The following is a 13,216-nucleotide window of genomic DNA, read 5'->3' on the forward strand; positions in this document are numbered from 1 at the left end:
GAAGAGGGGTTCAGTTCGCTGCTGCTGCTGCTGCTGCTGCTGCCGCTGCCGCTGCCAGCGGCTGGCCGAGGAAGTCGCCGAAGGCGCGGTAGAAGCCGGCTTCGTCGTCCCACGGGATCATGTGGCCCGCACCGGGCACATGGGCGGTCTGCAGCGCGGGCATCAGGCGGCGCAGTTCGTCCTGGTCCTCGGGCCGGATCACGTCGCCGCGGCCCGCGACCATCAGCAGGGTCGGCACCGCGATGTGCGACAGGTCGGCATGGACGTCGTCCTGATGGAAGCTCTCGTAGGTGCTGACGATCGCGCGTTCGTCGCAGGTGTGGAGCCACTCGGCGCGCAGCCGCAGCTGGGCGTCGGTCCAGGTCGGCGAGAAGGACCTCAGCGCCTCGAAGCCGGCGCCGTCGCGCATCAGCCGGATCGAGTCGATGTACCAGGCGAGGTTGGCCGGGTAAGCGCGGCGTCCGGGGCCCGACACCGGCGGGTCGACCAGCACCAGGCGCCCCAGCCCGGCGGGGCACAGGCGCGCGGTGCGGATGCCGATGCGCGCGCCCATCGAATGCCCGACCAGCGCGTAGTTCTCGAGGCCGAGGGCCTCGGCGAAGGCGCCGACGTCGCGGGCGCAGGCGTCCAGGCCGTAGTCGAGCGCGGCCGAAGACTCCGAGAGGCCGCGGCCGCGGACGTCGAGCACATAGGTGTCGAAGTTGCGGCCGAACTGCTCCGCCACGAAGCCCCAGGTCACGGCCGGGCTCGTGATGCCGGGGACCAGGACCACGGGGCGGCCCTTGCCGCCGTAGCGCAGGTAGTGCTGGCGGATGCCGTTGGCGCGCAGGTTGGCGCCGTAGAGGAAGGTGCTGTGGGTCATGTGCGGGCGCTCCGGATCAGTAGGCGCCCGACAGCAGCGCGCCGGCGCCCGGCACCACCGGCTCGAGGTCCAGCGCCTTCAGCATGGCGTAGGTGGTGGCGATGGCGGCGGTGACCACCGGCTTGCCGGTCATGGCCTCGACCTTGGCCACCGACGGCAGCGACGGCATCTGCACGCAGGCCGACAGCACGATCGCATCGACGTCGCGCGTGTCCATGCCGGCGACGATGGCGGGCAGCCGGGCCGGGTCGTGCCGGCCGACCTCGAGGTTGTCGGGGATCTCGAGGGCGCGCCAGTCGCTGACTTCGATGTCCTCGTGGCGGATGTAGTCGACCACCAGCTCGGTCAGCGGCTTCATGTAGGGCGCTACCAGCGCGATGCGCCGGGCGCCCATGACCTTGAGCGCATCGACCAGCGCGCCGGCGCTGGTGACCACCGGCGCACTGCCGCCGTTGTCCGCCGTGCGGGCGTGCAGCCGGGCCTGGGAGCTGCGGTGGTAGCCGTGGCCCATCGACATGATGGCCACCAGGCAGGCGTAGCCCAGCACGTCGACGCGGGCATCGCTGAGTTCGAGCGCGCAGCGGTCGGACTCGGCGTCCATGGCCGCCAGCTCTTCCTTCCTGACCGTCTTCATGCGCATGCGGCTCGAGTGGAAGGTGAAGCGCTCGGGCCGCACCGCCTGGCGGGCCAGGAGCATGGCCGGGATCTCGGTCTCCATCGTGGTGTTCGAGCTCGGCACGATCTGGCCGATGCGGTAGGTCTTGGTCATGGGGGTCTCCGGTGAATGAAGGGGAAGCGCTCAGTCGGCGTTCAGCTTGAGAAGGCGTTCGGCGTTGCCGTGGCAGACCAGCGCGCGCGTGCCCTCGTCCATGGGGGCGGCTTCGATGAAGTCGGCGGCGACGGCGGTCGACTCGTAGGGGTAGTCGACCGAGAACATCACGGCCTCGGCGCCCATCTCGGCGATGGCGCCGGCCAGGGCGGCGGGCGAGCAGACGCCCGAGGTGGTGATCACGATGTTGCGGCCGATGTATTCCGACGGCGCGCGCTGCAGGGTCAGGCCGTGCGGGTAGGCGGCGAAGCGGCTGTCGAAGCGCCAGCGCTGGAAGGGCAGGCCTTCGCCCATGTGGCCGAGGATCAGCTTGAGTTGCGGGAAGCGATCGAACACGCCGCCGAAGAGCAGCCGAAGCGCGTGCGTCGCGGTCTCGACGCCCCAGCCCCAGGTGGCGCCGTTGAGCTCGGCATGGCCGTTGAACGAGGCCGGCACGGCCGGGAAATCGATCGGGTGCAGGTACAGCGGGACGTCGAGGGCCTGCAGCCGTTCCCACACCTCGTCGTAGGCCGGGTCGTCGTAGTAGCGGCCGTGGGTGTGGCCGTTGACCAGCGCGCCCTTGAAGCCGAGCTGACGCACCGCGCGCGTCAGCTCGGTCGCCGCCGCCTTCGGGTCCTGCATCGGCAGCGCCGCGAAGCCGGCGTAGCGGGTCGGATGGCGCGCCACCTGCCGTGCCAGGAAGTCGTTGTTCTCCTGCGCACTGGCGATCGCGAGCGAACTGCTGGCTTCGCCCTGGACGCCCGGCCCGGTCTGCGACAGCACGGTCACGTCGATGCCGGCGCGGTCCATCTCGCCGAGGCGGATCTCGTCGAAGTCGGCCAGCCGGCTCGCGAGCTCGGCATAGACCGCCTTGTCGATGTGCTGCAGGAAGGACTTCGAGTAGCGCTCGAAGCCGGGCGCCATGAAATGCTCTTCGAGCGCGATCTTGCGAATCCTTGTCATCTTGGTTGCTCCGGGTGGTGAAAGTGAAAGGGAAGGGCCGCGCTACAGGTCGAACAGCAGCACTTCGGTGCCGTCCGCCTCGGCGACGAGTTCCAGCGCTTCGTGATGGGTGAAGCGCAGGCCGTCGCCGCTGCGCAGATGCAAGCCGGGGTCGACGCTCAGCGCGCCCGCCACCACGTGCAGGTAGCCCAGCCGGTGCGCTGCGAGGCCATAGCCCAGTGCGCTGCCGCGCGCCGGCCGGCCGACGAAGAGCAGCGCCCGCTGTTGCACGGTGGCCGAGCCGTCGCGGCCGTCGGGCGATGCGATGAGCTGCCAGGTCTCGCGCGCGCCCGCGGCGTCGATGCGCACCCGCTCGCAGCCGGGCGCGAGCCCGCGGGCCTGGGGGTAGAGCCAGATCTGCAGATGCCGCTCGGCGTCCACGCTCGACGCGTTCATCTCGGCATGCTCGATGCCGCTGCCGGCCGTCATGCGGTGCAGTTCGCCCGGGCCGATCACATAGTCGTTGCCCAGGCTGTCGGTGTGATGGATGCGGCCTTCGATCGGATAGGTCAGCGACTCGATGTCGCGATGCCCGTGCCAGGCGAAGCCCCGGCCCGCGGCGACCCGGTCCTCGTTGAGCGCGCGCAGCGAACCCCAATGCGTGTGGTTCGGATCCTGGTAGTCGCCGAAGCAGAAGCTGAAGCGCGCCTGCAGCCAGCCGTTCTCCAGCGCGCCGCGCTGATGGGCGCGGCGGACATTGCGCTCGCTCAAGCTTCTGGTCTTCGAGGGTGTTGGCTGTGGCACGGCGTCTATACAATCATCAGTGTGCTAACAAACGGGGGTCCAGGTGCCGTCGAACAAGCGTCAGTCCGGTCAGGAGCGCGCGGTGGATGCCCCGGACATCCCCATGACCACGGTCGACCCTGCCAAGGAACTTCTCTTTGCGCGTCCCGGCTTCCTGGTGCGCCGGCTGCACCAGATCCACGTCGCGATGTTCTTCGAGGAGTGCAAGTCGCAGAACGTCACGCCGGTCCAGTACGCGATCCTCACGGCCGTCTCGGTGCTGCCCGATCTCGACCAGACCTCGCTGGGCCACGAGGTCGGCCTCGACCGCACGACCACCGCCGACGTGGTCAAGCGGCTCGAGGATCGCGGCCTGGTCGAGCGCCGGCCCAACCCTTCCGACAAGCGCACGCGCCACGTGCGCCTGACGGCCGAGGGGCAGACGGTGGTGGACTCGCTGCGCGGCGACATGGCACGCGCGCAGGAGCGCCTGCTGGCGCCCCTGCGCCCGGCCGAGCGCACGATGCTGATGGACCTCATGAAGATCCTGGTCGAGGCCAACAACCAGTACAGCCGCACGGTGCTGCGCGCCATCTGAGGCGTGACGGGCCGGACGGCTCACAGCGGGTAGACCAGGTCGTTGGCGATGATCGTGGTGTCGTAGATGGCCTGGCGCTCCCGCAGCAGCAACCGGCCTTCGACGCGCACGAAGCGGTCGTAGTAGGTGCCCGCCATGTGCACCGTGCTCGGACCCTCGACCAGGGTCTGCAGCAGCAGGAAGTTGGCCTGCGCCTCAATCTCCCCCGCGTCCGATTCGGCGGTGACGCGGGTGTTGGTCACCAGGTGCAGGTTGTAGCGCGGCGCGAACATCTGCGTCTTGGCGATCGCCACCGCGCGGTCGTGCATCATGTTGCGCCCCTGCGCATACACCAGGCCGACCGGCATGCCGAGCTCGGCGTTCTCGCGCGCGGTCACGCGGTAGATGCCGTCGGCGGCGAAGAACTCGGGCCAGGCCTCGACCTGGCCGGCATCGAGCACCGCGCAGTACTCGGCATTGAAGTCCTCGATCTCGTGGCGCAGCGCGGTGGCGCGCGCCGGGTCGATGCGGCGTTCGCGGAAGAGGGACCGGGTCATTGCTTTCATGGCTTCAGAACCCCATCACTTCGCGGTAGTAGCCGTACATGGCGCGGATCGCGGCTTCCGAGATCAGCGAGGTGGAGCTGCCGACATTGCCGGCATCGAGCTTGAGCACGTTGGTCTCGGTGCTCGAGCGGCGCACGCCCTCCTGCACGAACTTCATCGCCTCGTTGTCCTCCAGGCCGAGAAAGCCGGCCGGGCCCATCAGGTTGCCCTGGCGCAGCCGGTGCTGCGTCATCTCCTCGGTGTCGTCCTCGTAGCCGAACATGGTCCACAGCATCAGCATGCTGTTGGGGCCGTTGGGCACGATCTGCCGCACGCCCAGCGTGTTCATCTCGCGCTGCACGATCAGGTTGGGCCAGATGGTCTGCATGGTCACCGACCAGGGCGAGTCGAACTCCTTGACGAAGTCCAGGAAGCGGTCGTCGCGCAGGCGCATGCCCTCGTGGTAGGAGCGCATCTCCTTCTTGTTCTCGTCGCTGATCGCGGCGTACTTGTCCTCCTTCTTGGCCGAGGCCATGGTGCCGTGGCGGCCGTGCACCGGGTCGGCGATCATGGCGGCGTCGTTGCCCGCGACCAGCAGGCCGAAGACGACCAGGAAGGAATGCAGCAGCGTCGCGTGGTAGGGGTCCTTGAGGTTCTCGTGGTACATCTTCCAGTTGCACGGCAGCTCGTTCTTGTAGTAGCCGTGCACCTTCAGGCGCTTGCCGTTGAAGACGACGTCGAAGTCCTTCAGGATCTCCGGCGTCATGTAGTCCTCGAGCGATTCCATGTCGCTCGCATAGGACGCGAAGACCACGCCGTTGCGGGTCGCGACGTGCAGCTTGCGCAGGCCGTGGTCCTCGTTGCGGAAGTCCTTCGGCATCCCCCCCTGGCGGTTCACGCCGCGCTTGAAGGGCACGCCCTGCAGGTTGCCCTTGAGGTCGTAGGACCACTGGTGGTAAGGGCAGACGAACTCGGTCGCGTTGCCCTGGCTGTGGCGGCAGAACTCGGCGCCGCGGTGGGCGCAGCGGTTCTCGAAGACGTTGATCGAACCGTCCGCCGCGCGCGACACCACCACCGGCGTGGCGCCGACATAGGAGCGCTTGAAGTCGCCCGTGTTCGGCACCTCGGCCTCGAGCGCGACGAAGTTCCAGGAGCGGCCGCGAAAGATCTTCTCCATCTCCTGGTCGTACACGGCCTCGCTGGTGTAGACCCAGTCGGGGATGAAGTGCGCCGCATCCTCGGGCCACTTGCAGGCGGCGAGTTCGGCGTCCTTGGTGTTCGGGGTGCGGTTGATGACCGCATGGGTGCTGTACATGGCGGGATCCAGTCAGGAGAGTGAGGGGCTGGCCGCGGCCGCCAGTGCGTCGCGCACCAGTTGCCGCGGGGGAATCGAGGTGTCGCGCAACCGCGCGGGGTCGCAGGGGATGCGTCGTTCGATCAGGCTTCGAAGCGGCCGCAGGTCGCCGCCGGCGTTGACGGCGATGGCGTGCGCGAGCCGGCCGTCCGGGTCGAGCCCGAGCAGCATGAACTTCGGCGTGCCGTCGATCGCTGCGTCGCCGCGCATCTGGTAGGTGGTTTGCGCGGTGGGCAGCCCGAGCATCTGGATGTTGCAGCCGAACTGGTCGGTCCAGAACCAGGGCGTCGCGGCGGCCTCGGTCGGCACGCCGAGCATCGCCGCGGCGGCGAGCCGCGCCTGCTCGTTGGCGCTCTGCCAGGATTCGAGGCGGATCTCTTCGCCGACCAGCGGCTGGAGCTGGCTCGCGCAGTCGCCGGCCGCGTAGATGTTCGGCGCGCTGGTGCGGCATTGCGCATCGATGCGGATGCCGCCGTTGTGCGGATGCAGCGCGAGGCCGCAGCCCTCGGCCAGGGCGACCTCGGGCGTCTGCCCGATCGCGACCACCAGCAGCGGCGCCTGGAGGGTGCTGCCGTCGTCCAGCCGCAGGGCCACGCCGTCGGCATTCGGCGCGATCGAGACGCAGCTGCGGCCGAGCCGGAGGTCGACGCCCGCGCCGCGCACGCGCTGCGCGAGCCAGCGCGAGAATTCGGGCGGCACCGCGCGCGGCAGCACCCGTGCAGCGGCCTCGATGACGGTCACGCCGAGTCCTGCCGCGCGCGCGGTGGCAGCCGCTTCGAGACCGAGGAAGCCGGCGCCGAGCACGGTCAGCGCGGACTGGCCGGCCATCGCAGCGCGCAGCGCCTGCGCATCGGCCAGCGTCCGCACGTAGTGCACATGCGGCGTGCCCGGCGGCACCGAGGGCAGCGTGCGCGCCCGGCCGCCGGTCGCGATCAGGCAGCGGCTGAAGGGCAGCACCTGTCCGTTGCTGCAATGCGCCAGCGCGCGCTCGGCATCGAGCGACGCGATGCCGACGCCGAGCCGCAACTCGATCGCCTGGGCCTCGTGGAAGCCTGCGGGGTGGATGCCGAGGCGGCCGTCCATCCCGGCATCGGCCAGGACCGCCTTGGTGAGCGGCGGGCGCTCGTAGGGCGGCGACGGCTCGTCGCCGACCATCACGATGCGGCCCCGATGGCCGAGCGTGCGCAGCGCGGCGGCCGCGGTCGCGCCGGCCTGGCCGGCGCCGATGATCAGGAAGGGCGCTTCGTCGGTCATGGCCGCGCGCTCAGGCATCGACCAGGACGTCGCCGCCCTCGACCCGCACCGGGTAGATCCGGATCGGCTGGGTGGCGGGCGCGCACATGGCTTCACCGGTGCGCAGGTCGAAGCGCGCCTGGTGCAACGGGCACTCGACACAGCCGTCTTCCACGTAGCCATCGGACAGCAGCGCGTACTGGTGCGTGCAGACGTTGTCCGTGACGTGGAACTCGCCGCCGCTGCGGAACAGCGCGAGCTGTGTCTCTCCCAGCGCGATCGGCATGACTTCGTCGTCTTGCAGCTGACTCGTGGCAGCGATCCTGATCCAGGCCATGGGGCGTCCTTTGAAACGTACACTGAATTGATATCGTCAGTGTACTGAAGAATATTCTGAGGGTGCAAGCATTTTTCTGTTTCTTTTCGGAGGCGGCGCGTTTGCACTCATTCAGTGCTATTTACCTCTGTGGTGCACCTGAATAAGTACCAGGTAAGGATGTTTTGGTGCACGGGAAAACGCGAAGAAAATGTCGTTGACACGGAATAATCAACTCAGCATACTGACGATTCTCAGCCCCACATCCCAGGAGTTATTCATGCAAAGACGCCGCTTTTTCGAGAAGACCGGAGCGCTGGCGGGCCTCGCCACGCTCGCGGTTCCTGCCATCGCCCAGACCGCTCCGACCGTCAAGTGGCGCATGTCCACGAGCTGGCCCAAGAGCCTGGACACCATCTATGGCTCGGCCGACCGCCTGTGCAAGCGGGTCTCCGAACTGACCGAGGGCCGCTTCGAGATCCGTCCGTTCGCGGGCGGCGAGATCGTGCCGCCGGCGCAGAACATGGAAGCGGTGAGCAACGGCACCATCGAGTGCAACCACGTGCTGGCCTCGGCCTTCATCGGCAAGGACACCGCGATCGCCTTCGATACCGGCCTGGCCTTCGGCCTCAACGCGCGCCAGCACAACGCCTGGATGCACTTCGGCGGCGGCATGCCGCTGGTGCGCGCGATGTACAAGCGCTACGGCATCGTCAACTTCGTCAGCGGCAACGTCGGCGTGCAGATGGGCGGCTTCTATCGCAAGGAGATCAAGTCGGTCGCCGACCTGCAGGGCCTGAAGATGCGCATCGGCGGCATCGGCGGCATGGTGCTCGAGAAGCTGGGCACGGTGCCGCAGCAGATCCCGGCGTCGGACATCTATTCGGCGCTCGAGAAGGGCACCATCGATGCCGCCGAATGGATCGGCCCCTACGACGACGAGAAGCTCGGCTTGCAGCGCGTGGCGCAGCACTACTACGCGCCCGGCTGGTGGGAGGGCAGCGCCTCGATCACCTCGATGGTCAACGAGAAGGCCTGGGCCGCGCTGCCGGCTTCCTACAGGGCCGCCTTCGAGTGCGCCTGCTCCGAAGAGACCATGAAGATGCTGGCCGACTACGACGCCCGCAATCCCGAGGCGCTCAAGAAGCTGATCGGGCAGGGCGCCAAGCTGTCCTACTTCCCGAGGGACGTGATGGTCGCCGCCTTCAAGGCGTCGGAAGAACTGTGGGTCGAGCTGTCGGCCAAGAACCCCGAGTTCAAGGCGATCTTCCCCAAGTGGCAGCAGTTCCGCCAGAACGAGGCCAGCTGGTTCCGCGTGGCCGAGAACGCGCTCGACAACTTCACCTTCGCGGAACTCGCGAAGAACAAGGGCTGAGCGGACCGAAGGGACACACCGTCATGAACTCGCTGCTGCGCGCTTCGCGCCTGATCGATGCCCTGAACACGGCGGTCGGCAAGGCATCGTATTGGCTCATCCTGGTCGCGGTGCTGATCAGCAGCGGCAACGCGGTGGTCCGCAAGGCCTTCAACATGAGCTCCAACTCGCTGCTGGAGATCCAGTGGTACCTGTTTGCGGCGGTGTTCCTGCTCTGCGCCGGCTACACGCTGCTCAACAAGGAACACGTGCGGGTCGACCTGATCCACTCGCGGCTCACGCGGCGAAAGCAGCTGTGGGTCGAGATCTTCGGCACGCTCTTCTTCCTGGCGCCGATGACCCTGCTGATCCTGGTGCTGTCCTGGGCGCCCTTCGTCGATGCCTACACCAGCGGCGAAGTCTCCTCCAACGCCGGTGGCCTGATCCGCTGGCCGGTGAAGCTGCTGATCCCGGTCGGCTTCGGCCTGCTGCTGCTGCAAGGGGCCTCCGAAGTGATCAAGGACGTGGCCGAGCTGCGCGGCCTCGACCGCAGCGCCCCGAAGGCCGCCTGAGACGGCCGCATCCCTGACCCCCGGACCCCACGATGATTGAATTCCTCACCACCTACCTGGCGCCGATCATGTTCGCGTGCCTGGTGCTGCTGCTGCTGATCGGCTACCCGGTGGCCTTCGCCGTCGGCGCCAACGGGCTGATCTTCGGCCTCGTCGGCATCGCGCTCGGACTGATCGAGCCCTCCCTGTTCCAGGCGCTGCCCGAACGCGTCTTCGGCATCATGTTCAACGAGACGCTGCTGGCGATCCCGTTCTTCACCTTCATGGGGCTGATCCTCGAGCGCAGCGGCATGGCCGAAGACCTGCTCGACACCATCGGCCAGGTGTTCGGCCCGGTGCGCGGCGGCCTCGCCTACGCGGTGATCTTCGTCGGCGGCCTGCTCGCCGCCACCACCGGCGTGGTCGCGGCCTCGGTGATCTCGATGGGCCTGATCTCGCTGCCGATCATGCTGCGCTACGGCTACGACAAGCGGCTTGCCAGCGGCGTGATCGCCGCCTCCGGCACGCTGGCCCAGATCATTCCGCCTTCGCTGGTGCTGATCGTGCTGGCCGACCAGATGGGCAAGTCGGTCGGCGACATGTACGCCGGCGCGCTGGTGCCCGGGCTGGTGCTCACCGGCCTGTACGCGGTCTATGTCTTCGTCTACTCGATCGTCAAGCCGGAGGCGGCGCCCGCGCTGCCGCCGGAGGCACGCACGCTGCGCGGCGGCGCGCTGGCCTTCAGGGTCCTGACGACGCTGGTGCCGCCGCTGGTGCTGATCTTCCTGGTGCTCGGCACCATCTTCCTGGGCATCGCGACCCCGACCGAGGGCGGCGCGATGGGCGCGGCCGGCGCGCTGCTGCTGGCGCTCGGCCGGCGCAAGCTCTCGCTGGCGCTGCTGCGCCAGGCGATGGACAAGACCGCCAAGCTGACCTGCTTCGCGATCTTCATCCTGGTCGGCGCGACCGTCTTCGGCCTGGTGTTCCGCGGCGTCGACGGCGATCTCTGGGTCGAGCACCTGCTGCTGCACCTGCCGGGCGGTCAGCTGGGCTTCCTGATCGTGGTCAACCTGATGGTCTTCCTGCTGGCCTTCTTCCTCGACTTCTTCGAGCTGGCCTTCATCATCGTGCCGCTGATCGCCCCGGTGGCCGACAAGATGGGCATCGACCTGATCTGGCTCGGCGTGCTGCTGGCGGTCAACATGCAGACCTCCTTCATGCACCCGCCGTTCGGCTTCGCGCTGTTCTACCTGCGCTCGGTGGCGCCAAAGCAGGTGCTGACCAGCGACATCTACCGCGGCGCGATCCCGTTCGTGCTGATCCAGCTCGCCATGGTGGGGCTGGTGATCGCCTTCCCGGGCATGGTGACCGGCAATGTCCACAAGGCGGCGAAAATCGACCTCGAGACGATCAAGATCGAGATGCCGCACCAGGGCGAGGGCAGCCCGTCGGCCTACCCGGGCGACGATGCCCCCTCGCCGTTCGACAGCAGGAAGCCTTGAGCATGGACACCACCCCCTCCCATCACCCCGGCGACCCGAACGCGCAAGGCGTGGGCGCGCGCGTGCTGCGCAAGGAAGACGCGCGCCACCTGCACGGCAAGGGCCAGTTCGTCGCCGACATGAGCCTGCCGGAACTCAGCGAGGTGGCCTTCCTGCGCAGCCCGCTGGCACACGCCAGGATCGTCTCGGCCCGGCTGCCCGAAGCGGGCGCCGAGCGCGTCGTGCTGCGCGAGGCCATGCCCGATGCGCGCGACATCGTGGCCGACTCCACGCTGCCCACCTACCAGTCCTCGGCCCAGCCGCCGCTGGCCTCGGGCAAGGTGCGCTTCGTCGGCGAGCCGGTCGCGATGGTGTTCGCCCGCACGCGCGCCGAAGCCGAAGACCTGGCCGAGCAGATCGAGATCGAGTACGACGAGCTCCCGGTCTACGCCGACGCCGACCGCTCGCGTGCCGCCACCGGCGAGCTGATCCATCCGCAATGGCGCGACAACACCTTCGTCACGCTGCACGCCGACATGGAGTTCGAGGCGCATGCCGCCCAGGCGGCGCTGGTGGTGCGGCGCGAGGTCTCGCTGGCCCGCCAGTGCATGGTGCCGATGGAAGGCAAGGCGGTGCTGGCCTACTGGGACCACCAGGCCGACCAGCTGGTGGTGGTCAGCGCCACCCAGGTGCCGCACATGATCCGCACCGTGCTGGCCGAATGCCTGGGGCTCGAGCAGGGGCGGGTGCGCGTGATCTCGCCCGATGTCGGCGGCGCCTTCGGCTACAAGTGCGTGCTGCAGCAGGAAGAACTCTGCGTCGCCTGGCTGGCGAAGACCTACCGCAAGCCCTTCCGCTACCTCGAGGACCGGCGCGAGCACCTGATCGCGGGCGCCAACACGCGCGAGCACAGCTACCAGATGACCGCCTACGCCGATGCGCGCGGCCGCCTGCTGGCGCTCGACGCCCGCATCACGATCGACGGCGGCGCCTATTCCGTGTGGCCGTTCACGATCGGGCTCGAGCCCGGCCAGGCGGTCGGCAACCTGCCCGGGCCCTATGCCTTGCGTGGCTACCGCTGCGTGACCGAGTGCGTCGCCACCAACAAGCCCGGCTTCGTGCCCTATCGCGGCGTGGCGCGCACCGGGGTCTGCTTCGCGATGGAGCTCACGCTCGATGCCATTGCCCGCGCGGTCGGCCGCGAACCGTGGGAGGTCCGGCTCGAGAACCTGGTGCCGGCCTCGGCCATGCCCTATGTCAACGTCGCCAACAAGCACTTCGACAGCGGCGACTATCCGGCCAGCCTGATCAAGGCGCGCGACCTGATCGACGTCGACGCCGTGCGGCGGCGCCAGGGCGAGACGCAGCCGGATGGCCGGCTGATCGGCGTCGGCTTCGCCACCTACACCGAGCAGTCCGCGCACGGCACCTCGGTGTTCGCGTCCTGGGGCACGCCGGTGATCCCGGGCTTCGATTCGGCGACGGTGCGGATCACGCCCGACGGCGGACTCGAGATCCGCGTCGGCGTGCACTCGCACGGCCAGGGCATGGAGACCACCTTCGCGCAGATCGCGCACGAGATCCTCGGCGTCGATATCGCCCACATGAAGCTGGTGCACGGCGACACCGGGCAGACGCCGTTCTCCACCGGCACCTATGCGTCGCGCTCGCTGGTGATGTCCGGCGGCGCGGTGGCGCGAGCCTGCAAGGCGCTGGCGCCGCGCGTCCTCCACATCGGCGCCCACCTGCTGGGCAGCACGCCGGATGCGGTCGTGCTCTCCGGCGGGCGCATCGCGGCCGGGGAGCGGAGCGTCTCGGTGGCCGAGGTGGCGCAGGCCTGGTACCTGCGCCCCGACCGCCTGCCGCCCGACGTCGACCCGGCCGGGCTCGAGGTGACGACCGGCTTCAAGCCCAAGGTCGACACCGGCGCCTTCACCTATGCGACCCATGCGGTGACGGTGGCGGTCGACCCCGAGACCGGGCACGTGGAGATCCTGGACTACGTGATCGTCGAGGACTGCGGCACCATGATCAACCCGATGGTGGTCGAGGGCCAGACCTATGGCGGCGTGGCGCAGGGCATCGGCACCGCGCTCTACGAGGAGACGCCCTACGACCGCAACGGCCAGCCGCTCGCCTCCACCCTGGCCGACTACATGCTGCCGGGCGCGACCGAGGTGCCGGCGATGCGCATCCACCACTTCGAAACCCCGTCGCCGCATACGGAGTTCGGCGCCAAGGGCATGGGCGAGGGCGGCGCGATCGCGCCGCCGGCGGCCATCTTCAACGCGGTGAACGACGCGCTGCGGCCGCTGGGCGCCGAAGTCTCGCAGACGCCGCTGACCCCTCGCCGCCTGCTCGAGGCGATCGAGGCGGCGCAGGTCGTCGAGAACAGGAAGGTCGCATGAGG

The 13,216-nt window shown here is 68.8% G+C and carries 13 protein-coding genes; 5 read left to right on the top strand and 8 right to left on the bottom strand.

What is annotated here, in order from left to right; all coding sequences use genetic code 11:
• Positions 1-10: 10 nt before the first annotated feature.
• From AC1DYK_RS05140 to AC1DYK_RS05155, 4 genes are read right to left on the bottom strand one after another with little or no spacing between them, the layout of a single operon-like run.
• Positions 11-862, bottom strand: a complete 852-nt coding sequence (locus AC1DYK_RS05140; RefSeq protein ID WP_478165274.1) for an alpha/beta fold hydrolase — start codon at positions 860-862, stop codon at positions 11-13.
• Positions 863-878: 16 nt separating this feature from the next.
• Positions 879-1,631 (bottom strand): maleate cis-trans isomerase family protein, encoded by a 753-nt coding sequence (locus tag AC1DYK_RS05145; protein WP_478165275.1) that lies wholly within the window; start codon positions 1,629-1,631, stop codon positions 879-881.
• A gap of 30 nt (positions 1,632-1,661) precedes the next feature.
• Entirely contained in the window at positions 1,662-2,633 is a 972-nt protein-coding gene (locus AC1DYK_RS05150; protein WP_478165276.1) for an amidohydrolase family protein, read from the bottom strand.
• 42 nt (positions 2,634-2,675) lie between these two features.
• Positions 2,676-3,383 carry a pirin family protein gene (locus AC1DYK_RS05155; protein WP_478165277.1) on the bottom strand — a complete coding sequence of 236 codons (708 nt, stop codon included), beginning with the start codon at positions 3,381-3,383 and terminating at the stop codon, positions 2,676-2,678.
• A 136-nt stretch (positions 3,384-3,519) separates the two neighbouring features.
• Between AC1DYK_RS05155 and AC1DYK_RS05160 the strand changes: the two genes are divergently transcribed.
• On the top strand, positions 3,520-3,993 hold the full coding sequence (locus AC1DYK_RS05160) for a MarR family winged helix-turn-helix transcriptional regulator (protein ID WP_478165278.1): 474 nt from the start codon (positions 3,520-3,522) through the stop codon (positions 3,991-3,993).
• Positions 3,994-4,013: 20 nt separating this feature from the next.
• On the opposite strand, the gene AC1DYK_RS05165 is transcribed toward AC1DYK_RS05160, so the two are convergent.
• From AC1DYK_RS05165 to AC1DYK_RS05180, 4 genes are read right to left on the bottom strand one after another with little or no spacing between them, the layout of a single operon-like run.
• Positions 4,014-4,529 (bottom strand): aromatic-ring-hydroxylating dioxygenase subunit beta, encoded by a 516-nt coding sequence (locus AC1DYK_RS05165; RefSeq protein WP_478165279.1) that lies wholly within the window; start codon positions 4,527-4,529, stop codon positions 4,014-4,016.
• A gap of 13 nt (positions 4,530-4,542) precedes the next feature.
• Positions 4,543-5,832: a Rieske 2Fe-2S domain-containing protein gene (locus AC1DYK_RS05170; protein ID WP_478157654.1), complete on the bottom strand. Its 1,290-nt coding sequence runs from the start codon at positions 5,830-5,832 to the stop codon at positions 4,543-4,545.
• A 12-nt stretch (positions 5,833-5,844) separates the two neighbouring features.
• Positions 5,845-7,125: an NAD(P)/FAD-dependent oxidoreductase gene (locus AC1DYK_RS05175; RefSeq protein WP_478165280.1), complete on the bottom strand. Its 1,281-nt coding sequence runs from the start codon at positions 7,123-7,125 to the stop codon at positions 5,845-5,847.
• 10 nt (positions 7,126-7,135) lie between these two features.
• A complete protein-coding gene (locus AC1DYK_RS05180; RefSeq protein WP_478086950.1) occupies positions 7,136-7,441 on the bottom strand; it encodes a non-heme iron oxygenase ferredoxin subunit in 306 nt (101 codons plus the stop codon).
• Between the two features lie 259 nt (positions 7,442-7,700).
• Between AC1DYK_RS05180 and AC1DYK_RS05185 the strand changes: the two genes are divergently transcribed.
• The 4 genes from AC1DYK_RS05185 to AC1DYK_RS05200 are packed head-to-tail and all read left to right on the top strand — an operon-like array spanning position 7,701 to position 13,214.
• Positions 7,701-8,795: a TRAP transporter substrate-binding protein gene (locus AC1DYK_RS05185; RefSeq protein ID WP_478165281.1), complete on the top strand. Its 1,095-nt coding sequence runs from the start codon at positions 7,701-7,703 to the stop codon at positions 8,793-8,795.
• 23 nt (positions 8,796-8,818) lie between these two features.
• Entirely contained in the window at positions 8,819-9,346 is a 528-nt protein-coding gene (locus AC1DYK_RS05190) for a TRAP transporter small permease subunit (protein WP_478086952.1), read from the top strand.
• 32 nt (positions 9,347-9,378) lie between these two features.
• Positions 9,379-10,827, top strand: coding sequence for a TRAP transporter large permease (locus AC1DYK_RS05195; protein ID WP_478165282.1), 1,449 nt, complete (start codon positions 9,379-9,381; stop codon positions 10,825-10,827).
• Positions 10,828-10,829: 2 nt separating this feature from the next.
• Positions 10,830-13,214, top strand: coding sequence for a xanthine dehydrogenase family protein molybdopterin-binding subunit (locus tag AC1DYK_RS05200; RefSeq protein WP_478165283.1), 2,385 nt, complete (start codon positions 10,830-10,832; stop codon positions 13,212-13,214).
• Positions 13,215-13,216 lie beyond the last annotated feature (2 nt).

The organism is Variovorax sp. P2_H12 (assembly GCF_056403395.1).

What these genes read in the sequence shown, in the direction of transcription:
- AC1DYK_RS05175 (WP_478165280.1), bottom strand. Translation starts at nt 7,125, where the DNA reads ATGACCGACGAAGCGCCCTTCCTGATCATCGGCGCCGGCCAGGCCGGC.
- AC1DYK_RS05140 (WP_478165274.1), bottom strand. Translation starts at nt 862, where the DNA reads ATGACCCACAGCACCTTCCTCTACGGCGCCAACCTGCGCGCCAACGGC.
- AC1DYK_RS05180 (WP_478086950.1), bottom strand. Translation starts at nt 7,441, where the DNA reads ATGGCCTGGATCAGGATCGCTGCCACGAGTCAGCTGCAAGACGACGAA.
- AC1DYK_RS05145 (WP_478165275.1), bottom strand. Translation starts at nt 1,631, where the DNA reads ATGACCAAGACCTACCGCATCGGCCAGATCGTGCCGAGCTCGAACACC.
- AC1DYK_RS05185 (WP_478165281.1), top strand. Translation starts at nt 7,701, where the DNA reads ATGCAAAGACGCCGCTTTTTCGAGAAGACCGGAGCGCTGGCGGGCCTC.
- AC1DYK_RS05150 (WP_478165276.1), bottom strand. Translation starts at nt 2,633, where the DNA reads ATGACAAGGATTCGCAAGATCGCGCTCGAAGAGCATTTCATGGCGCCC.
- AC1DYK_RS05160 (WP_478165278.1), top strand. Translation starts at nt 3,520, where the DNA reads ATGACCACGGTCGACCCTGCCAAGGAACTTCTCTTTGCGCGTCCCGGC.
- AC1DYK_RS05190 (WP_478086952.1), top strand. Translation starts at nt 8,819, where the DNA reads ATGAACTCGCTGCTGCGCGCTTCGCGCCTGATCGATGCCCTGAACACG.
- AC1DYK_RS05165 (WP_478165279.1), bottom strand. Translation starts at nt 4,529, where the DNA reads ATGACCCGGTCCCTCTTCCGCGAACGCCGCATCGACCCGGCGCGCGCC.
- AC1DYK_RS05170 (WP_478157654.1), bottom strand. Translation starts at nt 5,832, where the DNA reads ATGTACAGCACCCATGCGGTCATCAACCGCACCCCGAACACCAAGGAC.
- AC1DYK_RS05195 (WP_478165282.1), top strand. Translation starts at nt 9,379, where the DNA reads ATGATTGAATTCCTCACCACCTACCTGGCGCCGATCATGTTCGCGTGC.
- AC1DYK_RS05200 (WP_478165283.1), top strand. Translation starts at nt 10,830, where the DNA reads ATGGACACCACCCCCTCCCATCACCCCGGCGACCCGAACGCGCAAGGC.